Source organism: Bradyrhizobium sp. Ash2021 (assembly GCF_031202265.1).
GTDB lineage: Bacteria > Pseudomonadota > Alphaproteobacteria > Rhizobiales > Xanthobacteraceae > Bradyrhizobium.
Map to the genome: position 1 here is coordinate 2,266,006 of NZ_CP100604.1, position 24,310 is coordinate 2,290,315.

21 protein-coding genes, 1 tRNA gene and 8 pseudogenes are annotated in these 24,310 nt (G+C 60.7%); 17 read left to right on the forward strand and 13 right to left on the reverse strand.

Going from position 1 to position 24,310, the window contains the following annotated elements; translation table 11 throughout:
- Positions 1-1,680 carry a flagellar hook-length control protein FliK gene (locus NL528_RS10985; RefSeq protein ID WP_309182700.1) on the reverse strand — a complete coding sequence of 560 codons (1,680 nt, stop codon included), beginning with the start codon at positions 1,678-1,680 and terminating at the stop codon, positions 1-3.
- Between the two features lie 340 nt (positions 1,681-2,020).
- On the opposite strand from NL528_RS10985, the gene mnmA reads away from it, so the two are divergent.
- The 7 genes and pseudogenes from mnmA to NL528_RS11015 all read left to right on the forward strand — a co-directional run bounded on the left by mnmA (position 2,021) and on the right by NL528_RS11015 (position 8,100).
- A complete protein-coding gene (mnmA, locus tag NL528_RS10990; RefSeq protein ID WP_309182701.1) occupies positions 2,021-3,223 on the forward strand; it encodes a tRNA 2-thiouridine(34) synthase MnmA in 1,203 nt (400 codons plus the stop codon).
- An 18-nt stretch (positions 3,224-3,241) separates the two neighbouring features.
- Positions 3,242-3,880 carry a methyltransferase domain-containing protein gene (locus NL528_RS10995; RefSeq protein ID WP_309182702.1) on the forward strand — a complete coding sequence of 213 codons (639 nt, stop codon included), beginning with the start codon at positions 3,242-3,244 and terminating at the stop codon, positions 3,878-3,880.
- A 42-nt stretch (positions 3,881-3,922) separates the two neighbouring features.
- Positions 3,923-4,288: a hypothetical protein gene (locus NL528_RS11000; protein WP_309182703.1), complete on the forward strand. Its 366-nt coding sequence runs from the start codon at positions 3,923-3,925 to the stop codon at positions 4,286-4,288.
- A gap of 115 nt (positions 4,289-4,403) precedes the next feature.
- Positions 4,404-4,480, forward strand: a tRNA-Met gene (locus NL528_RS11005).
- A gap of 87 nt (positions 4,481-4,567) precedes the next feature.
- Positions 4,568-4,690, forward strand: a pseudogene (locus NL528_RS47030) (hypothetical protein); the annotation flags it as partial.
- Between the two features lie 81 nt (positions 4,691-4,771).
- The gene (locus tag NL528_RS11010; protein WP_309182704.1) at positions 4,772-6,517 is read left to right on the forward strand and encodes a hypothetical protein; all 1,746 of its coding nucleotides are present in this window, start codon (positions 4,772-4,774) and stop codon (positions 6,515-6,517) included.
- Between the two features lie 239 nt (positions 6,518-6,756).
- Entirely contained in the window at positions 6,757-8,100 is a 1,344-nt protein-coding gene (locus NL528_RS11015) for an IS5 family transposase (RefSeq protein ID WP_309176729.1), read from the forward strand.
- 144 nt (positions 8,101-8,244) lie between these two features.
- On the opposite strand, the gene NL528_RS11020 is transcribed toward NL528_RS11015, so the two are convergent.
- Positions 8,245-8,433, reverse strand: a complete 189-nt coding sequence (locus NL528_RS11020) for a hypothetical protein (RefSeq protein WP_309182705.1) — start codon at positions 8,431-8,433, stop codon at positions 8,245-8,247.
- Positions 8,434-8,606: 173 nt separating this feature from the next.
- On the opposite strand from NL528_RS11020, the gene NL528_RS11025 reads away from it, so the two are divergent.
- The 3 genes from NL528_RS11025 (at position 8,607) to NL528_RS11035 (ending at position 11,058) form a co-directional block, all read left to right on the forward strand.
- A complete protein-coding gene (locus NL528_RS11025; RefSeq protein ID WP_309182706.1) occupies positions 8,607-9,329 on the forward strand; it encodes a hypothetical protein in 723 nt (240 codons plus the stop codon).
- A gap of 22 nt (positions 9,330-9,351) precedes the next feature.
- The gene (locus NL528_RS11030) at positions 9,352-10,368 is read left to right on the forward strand and encodes an integrase core domain-containing protein (RefSeq protein ID WP_309182707.1); all 1,017 of its coding nucleotides are present in this window, start codon (positions 9,352-9,354) and stop codon (positions 10,366-10,368) included.
- Between the two features lie 147 nt (positions 10,369-10,515).
- On the forward strand, positions 10,516-11,058 hold the full coding sequence (locus tag NL528_RS11035) for an integrase core domain-containing protein (protein WP_309182708.1): 543 nt from the start codon (positions 10,516-10,518) through the stop codon (positions 11,056-11,058).
- On the opposite strand, the gene NL528_RS11040 is transcribed toward NL528_RS11035, so the two are convergent.
- The 3 genes from NL528_RS11040 to NL528_RS11050 all read right to left on the reverse strand — a co-directional run bounded on the left by NL528_RS11040 (position 11,011) and on the right by NL528_RS11050 (position 12,818).
- On the reverse strand, positions 11,011-11,325 hold the full coding sequence (locus NL528_RS11040; protein WP_309182709.1) for a (2Fe-2S)-binding protein: 315 nt from the start codon (positions 11,323-11,325) through the stop codon (positions 11,011-11,013). The genes NL528_RS11035 and NL528_RS11040 overlap by 48 nt on opposite strands.
- A 158-nt stretch (positions 11,326-11,483) precedes the next feature.
- Complete coding sequence (locus tag NL528_RS11045) at positions 11,484-12,359, reverse strand: caspase family protein (RefSeq protein WP_309182710.1); 876 nt, start codon at positions 12,357-12,359, stop codon at positions 11,484-11,486.
- A 222-nt stretch (positions 12,360-12,581) separates the two neighbouring features.
- Positions 12,582-12,818, reverse strand: coding sequence for a hypothetical protein (locus tag NL528_RS11050; RefSeq protein ID WP_309182711.1), 237 nt, complete (start codon positions 12,816-12,818; stop codon positions 12,582-12,584).
- Positions 12,819-14,868: 2,050 nt separating this feature from the next.
- Between NL528_RS11050 and NL528_RS47035 the strand changes: the two are divergent.
- From NL528_RS47035 to NL528_RS11070, 4 genes and pseudogenes are all read left to right on the forward strand, one after another.
- Positions 14,869-14,985 (forward strand): annotated as a pseudogene (locus NL528_RS47035) (ATP-binding protein); the annotation flags it as partial.
- 64 nt (positions 14,986-15,049) lie between these two features.
- A complete protein-coding gene (locus NL528_RS11060) occupies positions 15,050-15,319 on the forward strand; it encodes a hypothetical protein (protein ID WP_309182712.1) in 270 nt (89 codons plus the stop codon).
- Between the two features lie 105 nt (positions 15,320-15,424).
- Positions 15,425-15,658, forward strand: coding sequence for a DUF6894 family protein (locus tag NL528_RS11065; protein WP_309182713.1), 234 nt, complete (start codon positions 15,425-15,427; stop codon positions 15,656-15,658).
- A gap of 343 nt (positions 15,659-16,001) precedes the next feature.
- A pseudogene (locus NL528_RS11070) lies at positions 16,002-16,269 on the forward strand (aminotransferase class I/II-fold pyridoxal phosphate-dependent enzyme); the annotation flags it as partial.
- A gap of 576 nt (positions 16,270-16,845) precedes the next feature.
- On the opposite strand, the gene hemC reads toward NL528_RS11070, so the two are convergent.
- The 4 genes and pseudogenes from hemC to NL528_RS11085 all read right to left on the reverse strand — a co-directional run.
- Positions 16,846-17,784: a hydroxymethylbilane synthase gene (gene hemC, locus NL528_RS11075; RefSeq protein WP_375144050.1), complete on the reverse strand. Its 939-nt coding sequence runs from the start codon at positions 17,782-17,784 to the stop codon at positions 16,846-16,848.
- A 35-nt stretch (positions 17,785-17,819) separates the two neighbouring features.
- A complete protein-coding gene (locus NL528_RS11080; protein WP_309182715.1) occupies positions 17,820-18,521 on the reverse strand; it encodes an enoyl-CoA hydratase/isomerase family protein in 702 nt (233 codons plus the stop codon).
- 526 nt (positions 18,522-19,047) lie between these two features.
- Complete coding sequence (locus NL528_RS47040; RefSeq protein WP_375144051.1) at positions 19,048-19,221, reverse strand: helix-turn-helix domain-containing protein; 174 nt, start codon at positions 19,219-19,221, stop codon at positions 19,048-19,050.
- Between the two features lie 434 nt (positions 19,222-19,655).
- A pseudogene (locus NL528_RS11085) lies at positions 19,656-19,728 on the reverse strand (S16 family serine protease); the annotation flags it as partial.
- Between the two features lie 213 nt (positions 19,729-19,941).
- Here NL528_RS11085 and NL528_RS47045 point away from each other — a divergent pair.
- Positions 19,942-20,205: pseudogene (locus tag NL528_RS47045) on the forward strand (hypothetical protein); the annotation flags it as partial.
- A gap of 94 nt (positions 20,206-20,299) precedes the next feature.
- On the opposite strand, the pseudogene NL528_RS11090 reads toward NL528_RS47045, so the two are convergent.
- The 4 genes and pseudogenes from NL528_RS11090 to NL528_RS11100 all read right to left on the reverse strand — a co-directional run.
- Positions 20,300-20,431: pseudogene (locus tag NL528_RS11090) on the reverse strand (transaldolase); the annotation flags it as partial.
- Between the two features lie 82 nt (positions 20,432-20,513).
- Positions 20,514-20,588, reverse strand: a pseudogene (locus tag NL528_RS47050) (hypothetical protein); the annotation flags it as partial.
- Positions 20,589-20,921: 333 nt separating this feature from the next.
- Complete coding sequence (locus NL528_RS11095) at positions 20,922-21,299, reverse strand: cytochrome c family protein (protein WP_309182716.1); 378 nt, start codon at positions 21,297-21,299, stop codon at positions 20,922-20,924.
- 212 nt (positions 21,300-21,511) lie between these two features.
- Positions 21,512-21,713: pseudogene (locus NL528_RS11100) on the reverse strand (peptide-methionine (R)-S-oxide reductase); the annotation flags it as partial.
- A gap of 697 nt (positions 21,714-22,410) precedes the next feature.
- On the opposite strand from NL528_RS11100, the gene NL528_RS11105 reads away from it, so the two are divergent.
- Together NL528_RS11105 and ccoN are read left to right on the forward strand one after the other, a co-directional pair.
- Positions 22,411-22,635: a thiamine pyrophosphate-binding protein gene (locus NL528_RS11105; RefSeq protein ID WP_309182717.1), complete on the forward strand. Its 225-nt coding sequence runs from the start codon at positions 22,411-22,413 to the stop codon at positions 22,633-22,635.
- 14 nt (positions 22,636-22,649) lie between these two features.
- Complete coding sequence (gene ccoN, locus NL528_RS11110) at positions 22,650-24,308, forward strand: cytochrome-c oxidase, cbb3-type subunit I (RefSeq protein ID WP_309182718.1); 1,659 nt, start codon at positions 22,650-22,652, stop codon at positions 24,306-24,308.
- The last annotated feature ends 2 nt before the right edge of the window (positions 24,309-24,310 follow it).

The following is a 24,310-nucleotide window of genomic DNA, read 5'->3' on the forward strand; positions in this document are numbered from 1 at the left end:
TCAAACCCTGATGTCGACGCCGCTGCTCGATCCGAGCATGCGGCCATAGGTCCGGCCCGTCACTGCGGCGCGGGTGGTGTCGTCATCGCTGATCACCAGCCGGTGCGCGTTGCGACCGTTGTCGTTGCCGCTGTTCTGACCCGATGACGACTGGTCGCGCAGGCTGAATTGAAGGCCGCTGCCGCCGGTCTTGAAGCCGGCGTCATCCAGCGCGCGCTGCAACTGGGGCGCGTCCTGCCGCAACAGCGACAGCGTTTCCGGTTTGTCGACCGTCAAATGCGACGTCACCTGGCCGTTGCGATCGACATCGATGCGGACATCGATGCGGCCGAAGTCGGCTGGATCGAGCCGGATTTCGAAGCGGCTCTTGCCGCTTTTGGCCGATGCCGCAATCTCCATGGCCACGCCGCTCAGGGGCACGGCCCCGTTGGTCGCGGCCGTGACCGTCAGTTGTGACGCGGCGACCGGAGCGGCGGTCGGCGATTGCAATTGCGGCTGCAGCGCGCCCGCCGCCTGCAGGCTGTTGTCGGATACGTTGACCGAGTTCTGTCCGGCATCGGCAGCCGCGGAAGCTCCATTGGCGGCGGCGTTGGCGACCAAAGGCGGCGTGGAATTGCCCGATGCGTCGGTCTTGACGGCGTCGACGACACCGCCTTCGGCCTTCTGTTTGCCGGCGACCGCGGTGGGCTGGGTGACGCCGGGAACGATTGCGGTGGGCGCGGCCGTTGCGGGAGCGCCCGTCGTGCCGGTTGCGGTGTTCTGATCGCCCGAAATTGTGATGCCTTCCTTGGCGATGACCGGGCCTTTCGCCGGCGCTGCGGCTTTCGACGTTGCCGGAGCGCCGGTCGCAACCGATGCTGCCAACGCAACCCCGGTCGTCGCGGCGGCGTCGCCGGCCGCGCCTTGCGCGCTTAGGGCCGCGGTAAATGCGGCGTGCAGATCGATTTTGGAATCGGCGGCCTTGGCCGCAATTGCGGTTGCAGCCGTTGATGCGCTGGCGTCGGTGCCGGTTACCGCGGATGTCGCAGCTGGAGCGGCCTCGGTAATTGCCGCGGTGGCGGCTATCGCGGCCGTGGCGATTGCAAGCGGAGCGGTGGGTTTGTCGGCCGTCGAGGTTGTCGCAGCAGGGACAGTGGTCGGCGCTGGGGCGACGGGAGTTGCGGTGGCGACGGCGCCGACGGCCGCTGCGACCGCGCCGCCCTGCTTTGCCTGGGGTTGATCCTTCGCCGAGCTGGTTTCGGCGAACGATTTTGATTTTGACGTCGACTTCGTATCGTCGGAATTCGAGGCGGATTTCGCTTTCGCGCGGCCGGACGCATCGGCATTGGCGGCGGCGTTGGCATCCGCATTGGTATTGGCGGGCGCACTGGCGGCGGCATTCTGGTCGTCCGCATTGTCTCGCGCCGGTCTGTCGGCCGCCGCAGTGTTGTCGCGTGATGCGCTGTCGGTGGCCGGTGCCCGATCGTCGGCGCGGCGCGGGGCGGGCGCAGGCGCGCTGGTGTTTTGCGGGCGGCCGGTGTCTTGCCGGCGATTGTCGCTGTTGCTGGCGGAAGTATTGCTGTCGACCAGCGCCGAGAAACTGTCGTTATTCTGCGATTGGGCCGAGTCGGTCCGGGTGGATCGCTGCGTCGTGCCCTGAAAAGACAGGTTTGACGATGCTTCTGACGTGACACTGACCACAGGCGATCCTCGCGATGAAACTTCCAACTACCAGTCAGCAAGGACCGGGCCATCGGCGGTTTCCAAAAAATACCTTGTACTTTCAATAGCTTGATAGCCAAGGGGGTGGACTTCAGAGACGTCGCCGTGGCCTCCTTTTCTGCCCGGCGGCAAGATTTGCCGTCTCCGGCGTGCCAAAACAGGTTCGGCTGATTGCCTCCCGGGAATACGGCCTATATTAAAGAGCGGCTTCCGATCCGGCCCAACAAGGCCGAAAGATGCCATAAGGCCTTATGTGTAAAAGGCTTTTTCACTCTTTCCGCGAGGCGTTGGCTCGCGATTTAAGTCGATGACCCCTGTCATGCTGAACAGTCTGGATCTTGAAGGCCGCCCAGAGGACACCAGGATCGTGGTCGCCATGTCCGGCGGCGTCGACTCCTCGGTGACGGCTGCCTTGCTGAAGGCCGAGGGCTACGACGTGGTCGGGATCACGCTGCAGCTTTACGACCATGGCGCGGCCACCCACCGCAAGGGCGCCTGCTGCGCCGGCCGCGACATCCACGATGCCCGCAACGTCGCCGAGCGGATCGGCATTCCGCATTACGTGCTCGACTATGAGAGCCGTTTCCAGGAATCGGTGATCGACAATTTCGCCGACAGCTACGCGCTTGGCGAGACGCCGGTGCCCTGCATCGAGTGCAATCGCTCGATCAAGTTTCGCGATCTGCTGGCGACCGCGCGCGAGCTTGGCGCCAAGGCGCTGGCGACCGGCCATTATGTCGCATCGCGCGCCTTAAGCGATGGATCGCGCGCGCTGGTTTGCGCCGCCGATTCCGATCGCGACCAGAGCTACTTCCTGTTCGCGACCACGCGCGAGCAACTCGACTATCTGCGCTTTCCGCTCGGCGACATGACCAAGCCGCAGGCGCGCGAGCTGGCGCGGCGTTTCGATCTCGAGGTCGCCGACAAGCAGGATAGCCAGGATATCTGCTTCGTGCCGACCGGGCGCTACACCGACATCATCGGCCGCTTGAAGCCTGGCGCGATCGAGCCCGGCGACATCGTCGACCTCGACGGCCGCGTCATCGGCCGGCACCGGGGCATCGTTCATTTCACCGTGGGCCAGCGTAAGGGATTGGGCATCGCGGCCAGCGCGCCGCTTTACGTGGTGCGGCTCGATGCCGCCAGCCGCCGCGTCGTGGTGGGGCCGCGCGAGGCCCTGCGGATGGACCGCATCGCGCTGCGCGACATCAACTGGATCGGCGACGGCGCGCTGGAGCACGTGATCGGCGACGGCATCGAGATGTTCGTGCGGGTGCGCTCGACGCGGGCGCCGCAGCCGGCCTGGTTGCGCGCGGTGGAGGGCGGCTTTGAGGTCGAACTCGTCGCCGGCGAAGAGGGCGTATCGCCGGGTCAGGCCTGCGTGTTTTACGACGCGCCTTCGGGGCAGGCGCGCGTGCTCGGCGGCGGATTCATCAAGAGCGCGACCGCGAAAAACGCGGCGGCGCGGGGGGCGCGGGAGGCCATCGCGCCACCTCCGCTCGCTGAAGCCGTGCGCGGATAAAAGAGTTCGGGGCAGGGAATGGCTGGGGACATCGACCGCGAGGGGGTCGAAAAGGCTTATGGGCGCTGGGCGCCGGTCTACGACCTCGTCTTCGGCAAGGTGTTCGACGCCGGCCGCCAATCGACCATTGCGGAAGCCGACAAGATCGGCGGCAGAATCCTCGACGTCGGCGTCGGCACGGGATTGTCGCTGTCGGATTATTCGCGCAGCACAAAATTATGCGGCGTCGATATTTCCGAACCGATGCTGCGCCGGGCCCAGCAGCGCGTGCGTGCGCTCGGCCTGACCAATGTCGAAACGCTGGCGGTAATGGACGCCAAGAATCTGGCGTTTCCGGATTCGTTTTTCGACGCGGTGGTGGCGCAATATGTCATCACGGCGGTGCCGGATCCGGAAGCGACGCTGGATGATTTCATCCGTGTGCTGAAACCCGGCGGCGAACTGATCCTGGTCAATCACATCGGCGCCGAAAGCGGGCCGCGCCGTGTCTTCGAACTGGCGTTCGCGCCGCTGGCGCGGCGGCTCGGCTGGCGGCCGGAATTTCCTTGGGCGCGATTGACCGACTGGGCCACCAAACATGGCGGCGTCAGCCTGGCCGAGCGTCGGCCGATGCCGCCGATGGGGCATTTTTCGCTGATCCGCTTCCGCAAATCCTGAAATTCTGGCGGAACCAGCGCGAGCGCGGGCCGTTTTCTCCCCATGAGGACAAAACACGCGCTGCTTCTTTCATGTGTGCTGATGGTGGCCTCCGGCATGGCGGCGGCCCAGGCGCCGCCTGCGCCGGCGACACCGCCGGCACAAACAGCCCCGCCGTCGGCTGAGCACGCCGCCAATTGCGCACCGATGCGGCAGGCCCCGCACCCCGGTATCGTCGTCCCCGAGGGAACAACGACCGGCCAGCGGACCGAGCCGCTGGGCGATAAACTGGCCCGGTCGGACGGGGTGCTGTGCCCGCCCGCGGGAATCGATCCGGATATGCGCGCGCCGGCCCCCGATATCGGCAACACGCCGGTGATCCCGCCGCCCGGCAGCCCCGGTGGCGATCCCACGATCCGGCCGAAATAACTCCGTTTTGCAGACACTTGGCTGGACGGTCGGCTTTGCTTGACAGGTCATTGAGCCACTCCTTATATGCCGCGCGTTCGCGAATGCGGTATAGTTGGCCGCGCCGGTGAACCGTGGCGAGGTAGCTCAGCTGGTTAGAGCACGGGAATCATAATCCTGGGGTCGGGGGTTCGAGTCCCTCTCTCGCTACCAACAGCTAGGCAGCTCCAAACTGCCGAAATTCTTCAACGAATTCAACGAAAACGGCTCATTCCGCCAAGGCGGCGTGACCTGTGTCTCATGGTTTGGACACAGTGGGGTTTTTCGTTGTCACGCTCAGCGTTCATCTCTCGCCGTGACGGCAGATATCTGTTTAGAGCGCGGCTGCCTGCTTGCCTCTCGCCAAAATCGGGGTCAGCGTTTCGGATCAGCCTGCGTACTGCGGACTACAAAACCGCGAAGTTGCGGGCAGCCAGAATTGCCTCGTGGATGCTCAGCGTGAAAGTGGCGGAAGATCCGGAATCGGCTTTGCTCGCGCTGTGGCCCAGGCTGCAGGCGCTGGCGGTCGAGCCGGTTCGTGGCGAGGAGGACCTAGTGGATCGCGCCGCGTTCCAAGGGGTTGCCTTCGAGGCGCAGTATCGGGTGCGGCTTGGCGGGCGCAAACCTGACCAGGTGGTACCGGGTTGGGACGAGCATTTCGTCGCCCTGGTCCGGGAAAACTCACGCGCGAGCAATGAGCGCGAAAAATCGTCGACCGTCTTGTACCGGCTTGAGCAAAAGCGCGCCCTGTACGCGGCCGCAGCTTCGCCCGCTCCTTCGCCACCGGCGACTGCCGCCGCGACCGATATGCGGCCCCCGGCGACAAGCACGGCTTCCGTGGATCGCTACACCCGTCGAACGATGTCCGATGTTTTGACGGAATTCCTCGATGCCCGCGAGCAGCAGGAAGGCGATCGCCGCGCCGACAGCGATATCGAACCGGTAGTACGATTTCTGATCGAATTGCTCGGCGATCCGGTGATGCTCGACTTCAATGGCGAGCATCTGCTCAAGGTGAAGAAGGCGCTACCTGCGATCCCTACAGCGCGGGGGTTCTCGCCGTCGGAGCGTAGCCTCTACTTCCGTTGGCAATGGGCTGCGGAGAACGGCTGGACGCGGGAGAAAAATGGAAAAGCTATCAAGCTAAAGCGTGTCAGCGAAACCACGCTCAAGGGCCGCTACGAAAGCGGCCTGAATGCCTTTTGGAAATTCGCCATCGAGCATTGGTTCGCCTACGGGCGGGCACCAAATTTCGAATCAGTCTCGAAATACAACCCTCCGGCCGCGGAGCGCGATGCGTTCAAGCCCGACGAATTGTACAAATTTTTCGCTTCGCCTCCGTTTACGGGCTGCCATGGTGTTGCGCGGCGCTGGTCGCCGGGCACGGCTTTCATTCAGGACTATTTCTATTGGGCCGAGCTGATCGAAGTTCTGTGCGGCATGCGCCCCTCGGAAATCGCACAACTTCGTTGCCGGGATATCCTCGATCTGTACGGCAAGCTGCACTTCCGCTATGCGCCCCTGTCCATCGAACAGCAGGAAAAGGACCGGTTCGATCCGCAGACAGGTGGCACCCGGGGCAAGTCGCCGAGTGCATTTCGCTGGGTCACGATCCACTGGCTCATTGTAAGGCTCGGAATCGTGGAGCGTCGGGACGCCATAGTGGCTGCGTTCATCGACCGCAAAGTCGCCGGGCTCGGCGGTCGTCACAAGCTTTCAGCCGAGCAGCTCGAGGACATTGAAATCGAAGCCCATGAGCAATGGCTGTTTCCGGACTGGAAAGTTTACGTCAAGAACACCGGCGAGATTAAGTGGAGCCACGTCCTGACCAAGGCCTTCACCTACGGCATCGAGAAGCTGGAGATGGATCGCGCAGGTCTCGTCAATTATTCAGGCAGGCATACCTTCAAGGGGTTTCTGGATGACCTCGAAGGCCTCAGCGAGCGCTCGCGGCTTGTTGTCTTTGGGCACTCAACCAAAAAGGACGTCTCGTCGCGGTACGGGCCGAAATTTATTTCTGAGGAGCAATCGGAGATCGTCCAAAAATTGTCGAGCAAGCAAATTTGGCGGCTTGCGCTGATTTTGATTCGAGCGAAGCGAAAAGCAGAATGCGGGGATCTGAAAACAGTTCACGCCTGGCGCGACGATCAGCGAGCGCAAGACGTCAAACTGCAGAAGGCGCTTGCAAAGCGCAAAGAGCAATACTCGTAAGTAGGCAGAAAAGGGGGGAAGAAACCATCGTAGCTCTCGCGCTTGTACTCGATATCGCGCGTTTCGGCAGCCTGCCCCGTCGATAGTCGTCCGTGAAGAATTCCCAAGTCGTTGATTTAGAATCTGGAAACGGCAGGCTGGGGCAACCGAGTTTGCCGGGAATCGGGTGTGCGGAAGGGGATTCCTTGCAAATTTGATTTGTGATTCACTCGCCTTTGGATGTTTTGGCGGGGGACCAGATGCGACCACCGGAACGGCGGGAGACAGGAGAGCAGGATCTGTTCCGCTCTCGGCTCGACCAGATCATCGACCTGAAGCATCCGCTGGTGGCGCTGGGGCGCACGGTGGATTGGGAGTTCCTGGAACGGGAGTTCGGGGCGGTCTACACGGATGATCCCGGCCGCCCGCCACTGCCGACGCGATTGATGGCGGGGCTGGCGATCCTCAAGCACACCTACGACCTGTCCGACGAGGTGCTGTGCGAGCGCTGGGTCGAGAACCCCTATTACCAGTTCTTCTGCGGCGAGGAGTTCTTCCAGCACCGGCTGGTGTTCGATCGCTCGTCGCTGACGCGCTGGCGCAACCGGATGGGCGAGGAGCGGCTGCAGGCATTGCTGCAGGAGAGCCTGTCGGTGGCCACCAGAACCAAGGCGATCAAGCCGTCCGAGTTGTCACGGGTGATCGTCGATACCACCGTGCAGCCCAAGAACGTGACGTTCCCCACCGACGCGAAGCTTCTGAACCGGGCGCGCGAGAAACTGGTGCGGCTGGCGCAGCGCCACGGGGTAGATTTGCGCCAGTCCTATGCGCGCCTGGGCAAGTTCGCCCTGATCCAGCATCAGCGCTATGCCCACGCCAAGCAGTTCAAGCGTGCCAACCGGATGCTCAAGAAGCTGCGCACCTATCTCGGCCGCGTCATCCGCGACATCGGCCGCAAGATCGAGGGCAACAGCGGGCTCGAAGGGACGTTCGCACAGCTGCTATTGCTGGCGCGGCGCGTGCGCGAGCAGCAGCAACGTCAACGCGGACCGAAGGTCTATTCCCTGCATGCGCCGGAAGTCGAATGCATCGGCAAGGGCAAGGCCCATCGGCCTTACGAGTTCGGCGTCAAGGTCAGCGTTGCCACCACCCTCAAGCACTGCAAGGGCGGCCAGTTCGTCACCCATGTGAAGGCGCTGCCCGGCAATCCATATGATGGCCACACCTTGGAAACCGTGATCCCGGACATGGAAGCGCTCGTCGGCAACACCATCGCGCGCATCCTCGCCGACAAGGGCTACCGCGGCCACAATGCGCCGCCCGATTACAAGTTCAGGGTCTTCATCTCGGGGCAAAAGCGAGGGGTGACGCCGCAGATCAAGCGCGAACTCCGCCGCAGGTCCGCCGTCGAGCCCGTCATCGGCCATCTCAAAGCCGAGCACCGCATGGGCCGCAACTATCTCTGGTTCCGGCGCGGCGACGCCAACAACGCCGTCCTCGCCGCCGTCGGCTACAACTTCCGCCGCCTGATCCGCTGGCTCAGGATTTTGTTGCGCCAAATCCTGGCCGCTCTCTTCGCCGCGCCGTCGACCAATCCAGTCTGAAATCAGGGTTCTTCACGGACGACTCGATAAGCCGTTGCAATTGGCACTCGTCAATTTGGTCCAATGAGAGACGTTCTAGAGCCATACTATCTCGCTCAAATTCTCAAAAGTGACAACCGTGCAGCGCCGGAAGGAGGGATCAGCCTAATCAGGGTTGGAATTAATGATCTGTATATCTTTGAGCTCTTCGCCACGCTTTGTCAGCGCAGGAATAACGACCGCGTCGTACAAAGTATGCTGCTTTGGGTTCAACGAATCGTAACCCGTATGAATGACTTGCTGCGCAATGCCGTAAGCAGACGTGCCTTCTTCCGGCATTCCTTCGTCGAGCAAGTCCTGAATCGCGTCGTGCAGGTCAAAATCAATGTGGTCGTTGAAGCTGTCCCTGTCGGAAACCTAATCCGGCTGGCATGTGAGGCCGAATCGCGCAATGCTTCTGCCTTATGAGAGAAGCTTACAGCCTGGTCTGGTCGGTGCTGGTATTATTGTTCCGGTCGCGGGTCTCGTTGGAAGCTGAGATCCTGATCCTTCGTCATCAACTTAACATCCAGCGACGGCACCAGCCGAAGAGACTGGCCTTCAGTGCCATGGATCGCCTGATCTTTGTTGGGCTGTATCGTTTGGCGCCGAATACCATCAAGGCGCTGACGATTGTGAAGCCGGATACTGTGATCCGTTGGCACCGTGCCGGTTTCAGATTGTATTGGCGCTGGAAATCGCGGCGCCGCTGCGGTCGACCGACCGTACCGTTGGAAATTCGCCGGCTGATCCGCGAGATGAGCATCGCCAACCCGTTGTGGGGGGCACCGAGAATTCATGGAGAGCTTCTGAAGCTCGGCATCGACATCGGCCGGACCAGCGTCGCCAAGTACGTGGCGCGGAGGAGGGGCCCTCCCTCGCAGGGATGGAAGACGTTTCTTCGCAACCATGCGGAGGGCATTGCCGCAATGGACCTCTTCGTCGTGCCGACGATCTCGTTCCGGCCGCTCTACGGACTGCTCATTATGGGCCATGACCGGCGGCAAATCCTTTGGCTTGGGGTGACCGCGCACCCGACGGCCGAATGGATCGCCAATCAGCTCACTGAAGCCTGTGGCTGGGAGCAAATCCCTCGTTACCTAATCAGGGACCGAGATCGAGCCTATGGCGAGATCTTTCTCCGTCGGGTTCGGTCGATCGGCATTCGAGACCTGTGCGTACCGAAAACCTTATCCGACTTGATGCCGTGATGGAATCGCCTAAGCTGGCGGAATGATTGGGCTGTTCTGTTTCGTTCTGGCCGTGCTGGCCTCGCCATTCAAGTCGAAGTTGCGGCTTCAGGCTGAGAACGCGGTGCTTCGCCATCAGTTGATTGTCTTGAGGCGAAGGCTGCATGGTCGCGTCCGGCTCGCGAACCATGATCGCTGGTTCTTTATCCAGCTGTATCGCTGGTTTCCGTCAGTCCTGCAGGTTCTCTCCATCATCCGGCCCGAGACGCTCCTGCGTTGGCACAGGGCCGGCTTTCGCTCCTACTGGCGTTGGAAGTCGCGCCCATTGGGAGGGCGACCGCAGATCGACACAGAGCTGCGCGGATTGATCCGGCGGATGAGCATGGAGAATCCGCTTTGGGGTGCGCCACGCATTCACGGCGAACTGCTCAAGCTCGGGTTTGAGGTCGCGCAGTCGAGCGTCGCCAAGTACATGGTCAAGCGACAGGCGCCGCCCAGCCAGGGATGGCGGACCTTCTTGCGCAACCACGCGCCGGACATTGCCGCCATGGACCTGTTCGTTGTTCCAACGATCGGTTTCGACCTGCTCTATGCGTTCGTCATCGTCCGGCTCGACCGTAGAGACCTCGTCTGGATCAACGTCACAGCAAATCCGACCGCAGAATGGGTTGCCCGTCAAATCACGGAGGCATTTCCTTGGGATGAGGCTCCGCGCTACCTCATCCGCGATTGGGATTGGATCTATGGCAGCGTCGTCACACGCCGATTGCGCGCCATGGGCATCCGGGACAAGCCCACCGCACCAGCTTCGCCTTGGCAGAATGGCTTTGCCGAACGGCTGATCGGATCGATCCGGCGCGAGTGTGTGGACCACATCGTTGTCTTGGGCGAGATGCATTTGCGTCGGGTCCTGAAATCCTACGCCGACTATTACAATCGCGTCAGAACGCATCGATCCTTGAACAGGGATGCGCCGGCTTCTCGCTCGGTTCAGCGAACCGGTGTGGTCAGGTCACTTGCCGTCCTGGGCGGACTTCATCACCACTACGCCAGAGCTTAAGTTTTCGGTACACACAAGAATCCGCTTTGGGGTGCGCCACGCATTCACGGCGAACTGCTCAAGCTCGGGTTTGAGGTCGCGCAGTCGAGCGTCGCCAAGTACATGGTCAAGCGACAGGCGCCGCCCAGCCAGGGATGGCGGACCTTCTTGCGCAACCACGCGCCGGACATTGCCGCCATGGACCTGTTCGTTGTTCCAACGATCGGTTTCGACCTGCTCTATGCGTTCGTCATCGTCCGGCTCGACCGTAGAGATATCGTCTGGATCAACGTCACAGCAAATCCGACCGCTGAATGGGTTGCGCATCAGATAACGGAGGCCTTTCCTTGGGACGGGGCTCCCGGTTACATGATCCGAGACCGCGATCGGATCTACGGCACTGTCGTCACACGTCGACTGCGTGCCATGGGCATCCGGGACAAGCCTGTCGCACCGGCCTCACCCTGGCAGAATGGCTTTGTCGAACGGCTGATCGGATCGATCCGGCGTGAATGTGTGGACCACATCATTGTCCTGGGCGAGGCACAGCTGCGCCGGATTCTGAAATCTTACGCTCGCTACTATAATGAGACGCGGACGCACTTGGCCTTGGATAAGGATGCGCCGGTTTCTCGCCCGGTTCAGCGAACCGGTGTGGTCAGTTCACTTGCCGTCCTGGGCGGACTTCATCTCCACTACGGCCGGGTTTGAGTTTTCGGTACACACAGGGTGCGCATTGGGCTCATCCTGCGCGTCATCCATGATCCGGCGATGTGGGCAGCCAGCCTGACAAGCTAGTGCGCATTCCCTGGACGCCTCGTCGATGATCGTCTTGATGGTGCGCGCGCAGCGGCCACATTCAGCGCTGCAGCCAAGGCAGTCATAGATCTGCTTGGCATTTCGCAGCGCGTCGTCGGCCGTATTTACGGCGTGACGAACATCGTGGTCGCTAAGGACATTGCAGGAACAGACGATCATGAAACGCGGAAAAGACCTTCAGTGATGCGGCGTCATCGAATTGGGACGGCGCCAGGGCGCGTTGGAGGTTCCAAACAAAGGCGGAGATGATTGAGTGGCAACCGCCACGGGAAGTCAGCCTTGACCTTTGATCTGGAAGTCAGCGGAAATCTGTTTGATCACTCGCGGGGACCGCTAGCTGCAGAGCCGACGGAGGACACGGGAGCGCCGCTCCGTGCCGGCCGAAGATTAACGCTCTCGGTTAGCGTAGATGACACAGCTGGAATCTGTTGGCCCTGAGTAGCAGCCATCACTGCGTTTCGGGTGTTGTTGAATACCTCCTCGATCATCTTCGAAGAATCCATCTGCGTAAGAAGAGCGGTCATCAGCTGACTATGTAGTTCATCCGGATCTTCGACGACCTGGCCAGGCGCTGCTGAGCTCAGGATGAGCGCGTTCTCACTCGTTTGAATGGGTGCAAGTCCATGTGAGTAGCTCCTGAAGCGTCGCTCATAAGGATTGCGGCGTGAGGCCTCAATGACGACGAGCCTGACGCGGGCTCCGGATGTCTTGAGTTGCGAAAGGAGACGGTCAATGCTTACGCCTTGTCGACGGACATCTTCTTCACTCCAGATCTTCGCGTCGACTGGGATTAAATAATTTTGTCCGTCAGATTGGACACCGTAACCTCCGAAATAGACCAACACAATTGAGTTCAAATGTACTCTTGCCCTTAGATGATCGATTGCGCGCGTCATGTCGGGGTGCGTCGCATTGTCAACCGCGTCGACCAGAAAGCCGTCCTTGCGAAGAGCATTTGTCAAACCTTCCGCATCGCGTGTTATTTGGGGAAGAGGAGAGCCGGCATCGGGATAGGTTGAATTGCCAATCACCAGAGCTAGCCGATTAGTATCTATGGGTGCGGATTCACCCGACCAGATGGGCGCGCTCATGGGCCGGTTATGAGGCTTCTCCAACCGCATTGTCCTGCCGAGGCCAGTTGAGAGCAAGCCAAGCAGGACTGCAGCGCCGACTAGTATTCTGGCAACTGTCATTTCATTATGGTCTCCAGTTCACAGAGGAATCGCTCCTCTCCGTAAGATGCCTTGGCGCTGCCAGCATTCGCGCCACAGTCGCGTGCCGCCGTTGCGTCCTTCAATTGCGTCGCGCCGTCCAGTAACCCGAGCATCGCGCCGTTCCTGAGTGGCCGCTCCAGGTCCCCTGACCCGGCGTTGCGAATAATTTGCCCGCACCCGTGGCATATTTATCTTGGACCGTCACCGAAGCGCGAACCGCGCCGGATTTGCAACGTAACCTCGAAATCTCACGAGATTGGGATGCGTGATAATTCCGTTGGTCACATCGACAGTAAAGCGGTAACTGGCATCGCAGGTTTTTCTTTGCGTCACGAAGACGAGGTCCCAGGAGCCGTCGTACGCCGAGCGCCCGAATGCTGCCGGTGCAAAGAAAATGAAGCAACTCGCTGCCGTGATGAGAAGCGAACGCTTTGTCATGATAGTTCTCCTAACTAGCTAAAGCAGACCATGTGGTTCGAGCGGTCCAGTAACGGCCGGCATTCGTCCTGAACCGGTACGGTTGCCGATCAACATCGGGGACGTTCGCGTGCAGGGCGCTTGTCAACTACGACACCATGCTTGGCCACCCATTTACGGTCAGGCCCACGCATATAATGACGCTCGGGCCGACACGGGTCACGGGCAGTCGCGATGAGCTTGCCGCATCTGCTATTGATACCAACAACGCATCGGCGAAGCGGCGCTATGGGTGACCGAACCGCGAGCATCGCGACTTCGATGCGGCTTTCCATCGTGGTGGGAAGGACGCCGAGCGACGAACGGCCTTCGTCGCCGAAGGGACTCCGGAGGCCGTAGCGCCGCTGGTCCAAGGGTAACTTGTCGCGCGTATTGACGTAGGCGCCCTCGAAAGCGGTCTGGACTGGCGATCCCGACGTACTCGGTGCGGGGTCTTGAACCAACGCCTGGAGAGTTGGAAATCCGTGCGGGTGGTACCCACCGCACCAATCCTGGTAGAAAAAGGAGAAGCCTGTGCCGCGCACCGAGCTCCTTCAGAGTGAGAGGCGGGCGTTCCTTTCCCTCAGCATCGATCCGGTAGGGGATTGCGAGTTCAGGGGCGGGCTCTCCCGCGATGCTCTGGGTCATGGTTATACTCGCAATTCTGATTGCGGCGGGGTGTACGCCGGCGCTTCGGCTCACGACCGCGCTCGCGGCACCAGTGTTATTGCCGCGGAATCGGCTGGTAAAGCTATGATCTCGATAACCGCGTGTAATATAGGCCTGCCCGGAGGATAGGCACGTGGACACCTCCCCGCGGTCGCCGAGAGTTCCGCTCCGGCGAGGCGGCGCAGAGGGAAGCACCGCACTCCCACCGCAGCGCGCCAAGCGTCGCTCAGCCATTCCGATAACGGTCGGCTATCGACTTCATGGCGAGAGGTGATTTTCCTTTTGACCGTCATAGACTCAATCTTCGATCCATCATCGCCCGCCCTCGTCTACGGGCCGAAGTCGGCGTTCCGTTGGACGATCGCAGGCCAGGAGGTCCCACATGCAGATCAAAGAGACAATTGGCGCTTCATTCCCCGGCTCTGTCGGAAGCGCGCCGCTGGAGGATGTCGTCGTGCTCGTGGACAGCGGCGGCGTCGCGCTTGGAATGCAGCGTGCGTTCAGCGCAAGGGTGGGGGGCGTCCGCGATGGCGGTGGAGGCCTCATCGCGTCCAGGTACGTGGAGATCCCGCTCGTCGGGTCCGACGGCGAGGTCTCGGGAATCTTGTGCCGCGCCAGCCCGCGGTCCGACACGCGAGGCGCGGTCGCCGCTGGCGGGCGGGCGCGGGTGAGCGCGATAGCGGACGTGGCGCAGTTTGTCGTCCACGACATCAATAACCTTCTCGCCGTGATCGGGAGCGGCCTGCGACTGCTCGAGTGCCAGAGCGATGCTGCGTACCGAAAGGCCATCGTCGACAGAATGCAGGAGGCGATCACGCGAAGCGCGTTGCTTAGCCGGCAGCTACTCGAGGCTACGCGACCGCGCCCCAAGTCGATCGACGGGTTTCTCGCAGGCGGTCGCCTCGCAGCGATAGCTGGCACGCTTGACCTGGCGTTGCGTCCGGACATCACGGTCCGCACCGAGATCGCCCCCGACCTATGGGACTTCAACGCCGATCCGGAAGAGCTGTACTTCGCTTTGCTGAACCTCTGCCGAAACGTGGCCGATGCTATGCCGAACAGCGGCACGATCACCGTCGCGGCGCGGAACATCGAGCCGCCCGCCGGCGCGGTCCGGGGGTTCGTCGAGATCATCGTCGCCGACTACGGCAGGGCAATCGCATATGGAATTTCTGAGTCTCTTCCGTTGCTTGGCCTCGCACCGGTCGCAGTTGCCGGGAAGCTCGCATGGAATCGGATCGAGAACGAGACAGAATCGAAGTGTGAACGGTCGGTTTGTCTCCTTGCCGGGGTTGGGCCGAGCGGTACCAGCACATCTAAGGTCTTTTCCATATGCGATTCCCCTGCCGACGACGGGGAGGGCATGACCGAGGAGGTCCTCTCGCAGGCCTTCACCCTGTACTTCACGACAAAACTCGCGGGCAGCGGCACCGGCCTCGGGCTCCCCCAGGTCCAGCGCTTCGCCGCAGGACGCGGCGGCGCGGTCCGGATAAAGAGCGAGCGGGATACCGGCACGCTGGTGCGCCTCTTCCTGCCGCGAGGACTTGCAGGCGTTCGAGTCCCTCCAGCCGCCGGTCGAGGCGCGGGGGTCTGTTGTGAGCATCTCGCAGCAGACGATCGCCGAGAACGCAAAAGCCCACGCGCAGTTAAAGCTGGGTTTTCCAACTCTCTCGGACCTAGGCGGCCGGATTGCCCAGCTGTTCGGCGTGCGCTGGTGCATTTCGGAGCCACGAAATGTCAGGATTGAGCCCTACTACTACTCGGCAGTGGGCAATCTACAAGGTGCGCAGATAATGACTTGGATGTGGTTCTAAATCTTCCAAGACATCACCGATTCCATCTTTCGTATCCCGCCATCGAGGACACCAGCAACGCTGAGGTATCGTGGTGGACCGTCGCATTTTGAAGGAGGTTCGAACATGACCCAGGTATATTTCCACTGCTCGAACACGAAGAAGGTTTTCCTCGATAGCCGCGGCGCCGTGGTGGCCGATCTTGCTGAGGCGCGCGATCACGCGACCCGTCTCGTGCAATCCTTTACCAGCGAGCGCAGCCTCGAGGATTGGCATGACTGGGTCCTGCATGTCAGCGACGACCAGGGCGATGAACTCTTCGTTGTGCCCTTCATTTTCGTGCTCGGCGAGCCGAATTGAGGTCGCCATGCTTTGGGCCAAAGCGCACATGTCCCAGTTAGAAAGCACGGCGGGAGCCCCGCGAAGACTCTCTTCAGCCCTCGGCGGCAAGGTCGATGAAAGCTCGCACCTTGATCGGCAGAAACCGGTTGGAAGCGTACAGGAGGTGGAAGGGCAGCGGTGCAGGCTAGAATTCTTTAAGCGATCTCGGCCGATCCGGACGAAGGCCTGCCCTTCCAATATTCGGACCCGTCACGCATTTTTTATTCCTTCGTGACCACCTTCGCGGCTTCAAAGTCGGCGTCAGCAATCCCACCTCAGCACAAGGAATGACGAGCATAACTCAATAACAGCGATTTTGGGCGAGGCTACCCGATTTGTCTCAAAATCCGCGCGACTGACTGCCGCCGGCCTGCCGCTGACAACCGACACGCAAATTGTGCTGGTGATAGTGGGGGATTCGGAGAAATGCGCGGAAGCGAGCGCACTCCTGCTCGCCGAGCACGGCATCTATATCTAGCCTCAACTATCCGACGGTTCCGCGGGGCACCGAGCGGCTGCGTATCACGCCGACGCCCTATCACGATGACGCGCTGATCGACGCGCTCGCTAAAGCACTGGTCGATGCGTGAGAGCGCCTTGGTTTGTCACTACGATATCGCAAGCTTGCAGCGGAGTAGGTTGCCAGCGCACGGCAGCATCGGAGCGAATAGCTCAGGTTAGCAAACTGTGCCGACGGTTGGTGCGCCCCTCGGCGAGTAAAATTGCTGCGTTGTCGCTCAAGATAGCCACCGAGTCTTCAAAGCAAGAGCGGAAAGTATCTGGCGGAAGCCGTTATGAAAGAGCAACCTCGCTGATGTCGATGGAGACCGTCAACCAGAGAAAGACCTTGCAGCCCGGGCCGTTCCACATCAGGGCCCAAAATCGACCCCCCATAGTTTGGGCTGTTGCGCTGCCTGCTTTGGACTGAAGCAGGTGGTTGGGGATGCTGGGCGTGGAGACGATTGCGCGGATATCCTCACTCGCGAGCCGCAGCAAACCCTCCAGCCGAGCCTAAAGTATGATGAGTTTGCAAAAGGGCGTTTTCGAGCGACCCACGATGCCCACAACTTGTCATTCCGGATTTGTGCGCGAAGCGCAGCCGCGCTCGCTGGTAGCTGGTCACGGACTCAGGAGCGCGTTTACTGGCCGCGAGGTTCCGGCTCAACTCACTTTGGCCGGCTGCGTTCGATGATCTCCGCCGCGCCCTTCGCCAGTAGCTCGAACGCCACCGCGCGACCAAGCTCGCGCGGCCTGTTTGCGGGACCGGAGCGGGAAGCTCCGATGATCAGCCCGTCGGTTTCGTCAAGCACCGAAGCGCTGAGCGATATCGTTTTGCCGTCGATCCTAGCAAAGCCGGCGATCGGCGAGTTACAATGGCCGTTGAGCATCCACAGCACCTCGCGTTCGGCGTCGGCGCACGCATGCGCGACCACATCATCGATATTTGAAAGCAGGTGCCTTGTCTGCCAATCCGCCGCCACGCATTCCACGGCGATGATACCTTGTCCGACCGCAGGCAGCATCTCAGCTATCGAAAATTCGTAAGCGATTCGGTGGGAGAAACCAAGGCGTTCGAGCCCCGTACGCGCCATGATCAGCGCATCCGCCGGCCCGACCGCACCGCCGGGCAGCCGCTGCTTTTCACCCTGATCGAGCTTGCGCACGCGCGTGTCGGCGGCGCCGCGAAAGTGGATTACTTCGACTTCGGGGAACAGCCGCCGCGCATAAACAGCGCGTCGCACCGCGTTGGTGCCGATTTTGAAACCGTTGCCGCGCGTGCGCCTAATCTCATTGAGCGAAACGCCAGCGCGTAGCACCAGCGCGTCACCCGGAGGGTCGCGCGACAGGGTCGCGCCAACTACGAGTGAAGGCGTTTCCTCGTTCCCTGGCATGTCCTTGAGCGAATGCATTGCCGCCTGCAGCTCGCCTGCAAGGAGAGCATTGCGGATTTGTGCGACAAATGCGCCGCCCTTGCCGCCATGCGGCAGAAGCTTGTTGATCTGGTCGATATCGCCCGCGGTGTCGAGTGTGACCACCTCGACCTCGAGGTCGGGAGCCGCCGCGGTGAGCCGGCGTGCGATTTCGTTGGTCTGCGCCAGCGCCATAACGCTTTTGCGCGTGCCGATCCGGAAACGATTGATCACAAAAGGCGCTCCCGAATCATCGGGCATCCTGCAAAATCATCTTCTATGCCTTCCGCAATCACCACGACTGGCGCGAAGTCTGTAAAGGAGGCACGCCGGCGAGCATTCCCTACCAGTTCCTCAGCATAGGCCTGCACACGCTTTCTAAGAGTCGACGGCTCGCGGACTTCGTCGATCAATCCCCATCGCTGAGCTTCGGAAGCCACAATCAGATCGCCCTGGTATAGATAGTGCATCGCACGGGAACGTCCGATCAGGCGCGCCAGAGCCCGCGTCGTCGCGATCAGTGGAATGAAGGCGATCCGGATTTCGGGCTGTTCTAACCGGGCATGGGCGGCGCTCGCCTCGGGCGCGTTGAGAACTGAGGTCGTCAGCCAGACCGCGGCGGCGAGAACCCAGTAGTGCCAGGCGTCAAGCCCAGTGAAATGGAAAGCGGAGGGGGCAATGATGGAGACCACACCCAATGCGCGGTCCACCCAAAGATGCAGCCAGTAATGGATGCCCCGGACGAGCCCCGTCGGGTGGTCCGTGAGAGCCGGCAGCATCAGTGGCGTGACGCGGGTCACCACCGAAAGCCACAGCGCGACAGGACTGCTCTTGCCTAGCTTCAGCAGGAATGGCGCGACCATCCAGACGATGGCAACAGGATAGTCGATTAGGTAGGTGTGGATAGATTTTGTGATGAAGCGACAGGGCATGACGTAACTCCTGCATGCTGGGCTGCTCGATCGAGTTCTTGGGACATCGAGAGTAGGGGCTGCGCACGCGAATGGCGGATCGACCGCATTGTGATCGATGGGCCACCCGTGCTGCCACCGAGTATCGATGAGGTGTACGAGGAGGGTATTCCCGTCTGTGCGCCGTTAGAAATGCAGGATCGTTATCGTTTTCATTCTCTCAGGCGGCCGCGTCTAGAGTTTTCAGACGCCAACGGCCCCCGCGGGAGGTCAGGATAGCGCTCGAGTAGAAATCTCTTCCATTCAAACGGTCCCCGTTTGTCCTTCCTAATTGACGCCGACCCAGCACCGGCGGCGAGCGAACCTTCCATCCCATCGATTCTGAGCAAATCTTGTTCTGACTCCGTGTTCACAGTTCGTCCAAAGTAGCGTGAATCTGCGCATTGCTCTTGTCATGGCCCCAATCACTCGGGGCGCCGTCCTCTTCAATCCGATACGCAACCGAAGATGCATTTCGCTTCTGACCGATAGTTTGAAGGGCGGTCCCCTAGTGGTTCCGGAAGATTCGAGTGAAGCTGCTGCTGCTCTGATACCCCGCGTGAAGTGCAACTTGCTCGATGGACAATGCATTGGCAGCCAGCAGGCCAGTCGCATGCCGCATGCGGACACGTCTCAGGACGGGCATCGGCGATTCACCAAACGCGGCGGCGAATCTCGCCATCAACGTCGAGCGGATCAACCATACCGGTCTGCACAGGGTCTGAACACTGAAGTCCGTCCGTCGCGAGACGTGATGCCATTTCGGCAAACGCGCGCGCTATCGGCGGGTCATTCAAACGCGAAAAGTGCTCCACCCAGAGTTTGCAGAAGTCAGATTGCGACGAAGCAGGGCCAGCAATATGAGCTTGAACAGCGCCGACGCCATTGGGTCCCCGCCGATCTCGCGCGCGGGAAGTTCAACCATCGCATAGCTCATGAGCCGGTCGAGCTGATCATACGCATCAAAGGTTTCGACTACCGGCGAAGCGAGCGAAGCAAAGAGATCTAGTCCCGGATCGTAAACTGCATGGAAGCAACCGCAGACGAGCGAAAATGATGCCTCGCCTTCGCCGATCTCGTAACGGTGCACGTCCAGCGCTTCGGAAAGATCACCGGCAATCATCGCGACCCCGGCGCTCGGTCCGTCCTTTGGCGTCGCGCCCGTGGGCACGTGGATGTCGCTACCGTCGAGCACGCCGAGGCCAACGCCGGGCCCCGCTATCGCGACAAGACCTCGACAAGTTGATGACAACGTTGGACGTCGCCTTCGTCAGGCCGTCGGAGTGCGCGCTTGCGGCGGGTCGCCCGCACCGGCGCCTCCATCGTCGACTACTGTCTTCGAGACGCCGGATTCATCCTCCTGGACGACGAAATCCCCATACGCCTGACGCCGCTCACGCTGGTGATCGTCGCGCCGGGGCGAGCAATGACGGTCGCCGCGACGGAGCACGCGACCGCACCGCGGAACGCCGGCAAGCACAACAACGGCAGCTTCACACCGGGGTCGTCGCAGCGGCACACCGTCGGGGACGGCAAGCCGGCGCTGGTGCTTGCATGCGGGTCCCTCCGAGCCAACTACGGTCCGGCGCTCGACTTGTTCGCCTCCCTTACAGCGCCGATCTTCGAGACGTTCAACGTGCACGACCGGCTCAACCAAGTGATGGCCTACGCAATGGCCGAGCTCGCAGCCCAGGACGTTGGTGGAGGACCACGATCATCGCGGCTCTCCGTTGGTTGTTGTCTTGCCGTCGTCGCGGACCTCACCGAAGGCGTTCGGCGATCCTGCGGCGGAGCGTCCGCAGGTCGTGCGCGAACACGCGGATGCCTTCGGCCCGCTTCTCGGTCGCCATGGCGTCCTCGTTCATGATCCCCCGGAAGGTTGTCTCGTCCATCGGGCCCTCGGGATCGGATGTTTAAAAGCGCCGTTATTGCAATCCAAACTGCAACGCCGATGATGCTCGCGATTACACGAAAGACTTTTTTCTCCAGGGCCTGGCCGCAAGTTCGCTCGGCTATGAGCGCAACCGTTATTATCGCCGTCGACGGCATTTTGAGCGGAAGCCAGAAGCTCACATACAATTCAGGACTGCCGTCAGCCAGACCGGGATCGCGAAAGCCCAGGGAGTAAGGGAAAACCTAACGGAAGGAACCTCACTTGTTTAGGCAGTGTCGAACAACTCTACTCCATGAATTCGACTGTCCGCCTCAACGGAAGAAGGGGTGTTGTCCGCACCTGTCATGCGGGTTCTTCGGTAGTTTCCGATGACGTCTTTGGCGGCAATCGTAGGACCGCCCGCAAAAACTCTCACTGGAACCAATGACGGCGAAGCGACGTAACGTCCGAATGGATGACGTCTTGCTGACGCCCCGCTCAACGAGTCGCTACTTCAACGTAGCAAGATAAGTAACGAGGTCCGTCCGGTCCGTCGGGTTCTTCAGCCCTCCGTAGGTCATCCTGTTTCCGGGAACGACCTTCTGTGGCGATTCCAGATACGCATCGAGGGTCTTCGCATCCCAGACAATGTCGGACTGCTTCATCGCATCACTGTAGCGGAAGCCGGGAGCCATACCCGCCTTCCTGCCGATGATTCCTTCCAGGCCCGGCCCGACGCGATTGGCTTGATCCGTCGCATGGCATGCTGCGCAAGCTTTGAAGATGGTTTTTCCGTGCTCGGCGTCCTGTGCGTAGCCGGGAGTCGCGGTTGCTCCCGTAAATGCAAGCACCGCGATAAACACTCCAGTCTTTCCTGTACCCTTCATTGGGAATATCCTTTTTTAGATCGGGATCAGAGGTGGCGCGGCCGTGCAACGTAATTGTTGAGGTCGTCGCCCAGTCGAAGCGAGCATGCCCCTAAAAGCGTATCGGGTTGTAGCCCGCATTGAAGGGATAAGCGGATGCAGCGACAACAAAGAGGTTCTCTACATTCCTCCGTCGAAATCGGTGAAGGAGAGCGCAAGCGGGACTGCAGTCTCGACCGATAACCGGTACCGCTGTCGAATTTATCGACGGACGCGAATAGTGGCTCGCCCGACACCACATCGACTTAGAGTCCCGCCTGTTTGTTGTCCGGGTATTCGTTCCGAAACGGTCGCTCTGCCGGCTTGCTGCGTGACCCGGCACTGTTCTGGCGTTAGCTGCGACACTGCCTCAATATCTTTGTTGTATGTCTTCATGCTTCGACCTCCTTGCAAACAAGCATGAAAATAGGCGGCGAAACTCGACGGTCCAATGACCTGTGGCTATGGAATCGATGCCATCGACGTTTCGCGCAAAAAAGAGACGGTGCAGTACAAACATATGCTTCTCAGAGATTCTTGAGGCGTGGCTGGACTCCCCAGTTGAATTCGCTGACAACGAATGCGAACGCGTCCGCCTGACGGATCTTCGTCGCCAATGCCTCCATCTGCGCGGGCGCTTCGCCCAGCGCTTATTCCTTGTACATGCGATCCATGATCGGCATGCCGACAGTCCTGGCGTAGATGCGTTCAGCCGCGTCACCACGTGATCGGAGCTCCTCGCATATGCGCCGCGACAGGCGGATACCCTTCCTGTCCGACCGCAGAGCACGGGTGGAGCGGCACGGCGTTAACTCACACGATCGCGGCCGTCGCGGGCGACGAAGCGGTTCGGCTTGCGGTTCGCGTTGTCAACCACGTGTCTCGCGGCGTGCTGCACCCGACCTCCGAGTGTACCTGCTGGGCATACATCAGGGGCACGCTATTCATAACGCGGGGTTATCACCGCGCGAGCAGATTCTGCTGTACAACGAGCCGCTAGTGCAAGAGCGCAAGGCTTTGGCAGTGACGCCGGGGCATCGGCCAGGACCCGGCCGCCATTTCGACGAAAGCAGATCAACCGCGGAGATGATCCATGTCGCGTACTGTCGCAGAAGCCCTCGTCGACGTCCTCGAGGCGGTCGGCGTAAAGCAAGTCTTCGGCCTGATCGGCGAAACGCTGAACCCGTCGGGCGATGCCGTGCGGCGGAGCGAATTAGACGGGATCGGTGGCTGGCGCAGGCGCCCGGCGTTCTCCACGAGGCGATTTGACCAGACCTTTGACTTTTCAACGCGGACTGCATCGCGATTCCGGTTTTAGGGGGCACCAAGACAATGATGGGACAGCTGACCAAATCAGAACGTCAGTACGCGCTGCTGATCCTGTGCGGGATCGCGCTGTGCGGACTGATACTTGGCATCGCAGGCAAGGACGATCCGCTTGGCATTCACGGCGCACTCATCGCGATCGCGGCGCTCGCCGGAATCTTCAAAGTCATATCGATCTATTACGATCCCGAGCCCGACGACGAACGCCTCACCCGCTATTACGACGATCCGACAAAAGTCGGCATTATTCTCGCAATGATCTGGGCCGTGTTCGGCCTCTTTATCGGCGACTGGGTGGCATGGCTTTTGGTGAAGCCCGACTTCACGTTCGATGCTGGCTGGGCGAGCTTTGGACGGCTGCGTCCCGTTCACACCACAAGCGTGCTCTTCGGCTTCGGCGGCAACGCGCTGATCTGCACATCCTATTACGTGCTGCAGCGGACCTCACGCGCACGCCTGCCCGATCAACTCAGCCCGTGGTTCGTGCTGCTCGGCTACAATCTGTTCTGCCTCATCGCCATCACCGGTTACATGATGGGTGTTACGCAGTCCAAGGAATACGCGGAGCCGGAGTGGTACGCGGACATCTGGCTGCTGGTGGTGTGGGTTGCCTATTTCGTCCTCTACCTGCGCACGCTTGCGCGCCGCAAGGAACCGCACATCTATGTGGCCAACTGGTATTATATGGCCTTCATCCTGGTGATAGCGATCCTACACATCGTCAACAATCTCGCTGTCCCCGTCTCCTTCGGCAGCGCGAAGAGCTATTCACTATTCTCCGGCGTGCAGGACGCGATGATCGAATGGTGGTACGGCCACAACGCGGTCGCCTTCTTCCTGACCGCCGGCTTCCTCGGCATGATGTATTACTTCCTCCCGGTGCGCGCCGGACGACCGATCTATTCATACCGGATGTCGATCATCAGTTTCTGGGGCATCACTTTCTTCTACATGTGGGCGGGCTCGCATCACCTGCACTACACTGCGTTGCCGCAATGGGTTCAGACGCTGGGCATGACGTTCTCGCTCATGTTGCTGATTCCCTCGTGGGCGTCCGCCGCCAACGCGCTGCTGACGCTGAATGGCGCATGGGACAAGGTGCGTGATGATGCGACGCTCCGCTTCATGATGGTGGCTGCGGTGTTCTACGGCATCACCACCTTCGAAGGATCATTCCTCGCCATCCGCCCCGTGAACTCGCTCTCCCACTACACCGACTGGACCATCGGCCACGTCCATGCCGGCGCGCTCGGATGGGTGGCGATGATTACGTTCGGATCGATCTACGCTATCGTGCCGTGGCTCTGGAAACGTGAGCGCATGTATTCCAGGCGGCTTGTCGAGGTGCACTTCTGGCTCGCGCTGGCTGGTTCCGTCGTTTATGTCTTCGCTATGTGGAATTCCGGCATCATCCAGGGGCTGATGTGGCGGACCTACAATGAGAACGGTACGCTCGCATATACCTTCGTCGACTCGCTGATTGCGATGCATCCCTACTACATCGCGCGCGCCATCGGAGGCCTGCTGTTCCTGATCGGTGCGATCGTTGGCGCCTACAACATCTGGATGACGATCAGAACCGGTATCCTTAAGGTGCACGAATTCGCAACCGACATGCCATTGCCGGTGCGCAGCGGCCCGACCGTCCTTCAATCGGGAGAGTAAGC

Coding starts and splice junctions, on each gene's coding strand:
- mnmA (WP_309182701.1), top strand. CDS start 2,021: ATGCTGAACAGTCTGGATCTTGAAGGCCGCCCAGAGGACACCAGGATC.
- NL528_RS10995 (WP_309182702.1), top strand. CDS start 3,242: ATGGCTGGGGACATCGACCGCGAGGGGGTCGAAAAGGCTTATGGGCGC.
- NL528_RS11000 (WP_309182703.1), top strand. CDS start 3,923: ATGAGGACAAAACACGCGCTGCTTCTTTCATGTGTGCTGATGGTGGCC.
- NL528_RS11015 (WP_309176729.1), top strand. CDS start 6,757: ATGCGACCACCGGAACGGCGGGAGACAGGAGAGCAGGATCTGTTCCGC.
- NL528_RS11030 (WP_309182707.1), top strand. CDS start 9,352: ATGATTGGGCTGTTCTGTTTCGTTCTGGCCGTGCTGGCCTCGCCATTC.
- NL528_RS11040 (WP_309182709.1), bottom strand. CDS start 11,325: ATGATCGTCTGTTCCTGCAATGTCCTTAGCGACCACGATGTTCGTCAC.
- NL528_RS11045 (WP_309182710.1), bottom strand. CDS start 12,359: ATGACAGTTGCCAGAATACTAGTCGGCGCTGCAGTCCTGCTTGGCTTG.
- NL528_RS11050 (WP_309182711.1), bottom strand. CDS start 12,818: ATGACAAAGCGTTCGCTTCTCATCACGGCAGCGAGTTGCTTCATTTTC.
- NL528_RS11065 (WP_309182713.1), top strand. CDS start 15,425: ATGACCCAGGTATATTTCCACTGCTCGAACACGAAGAAGGTTTTCCTC.
- hemC (WP_375144050.1), bottom strand. CDS start 17,784: ATGGCGCTGGCGCAGACCAACGAAATCGCACGCCGGCTCACCGCGGCG.
- NL528_RS11080 (WP_309182715.1), bottom strand. CDS start 18,521: ATGCCCTGTCGCTTCATCACAAAATCTATCCACACCTACCTAATCGAC.
- NL528_RS47040 (WP_375144051.1), bottom strand. CDS start 19,221: ATGGCGAGATTCGCCGCCGCGTTTGGTGAATCGCCGATGCCCGTCCTG.
- NL528_RS11095 (WP_309182716.1), bottom strand. CDS start 21,299: ATGAAGGGTACAGGAAAGACTGGAGTGTTTATCGCGGTGCTTGCATTT.
- NL528_RS11105 (WP_309182717.1), top strand. CDS start 22,411: ATGTCGCGTACTGTCGCAGAAGCCCTCGTCGACGTCCTCGAGGCGGTC.
- ccoN (WP_309182718.1), top strand. CDS start 22,650: ATGATGGGACAGCTGACCAAATCAGAACGTCAGTACGCGCTGCTGATC.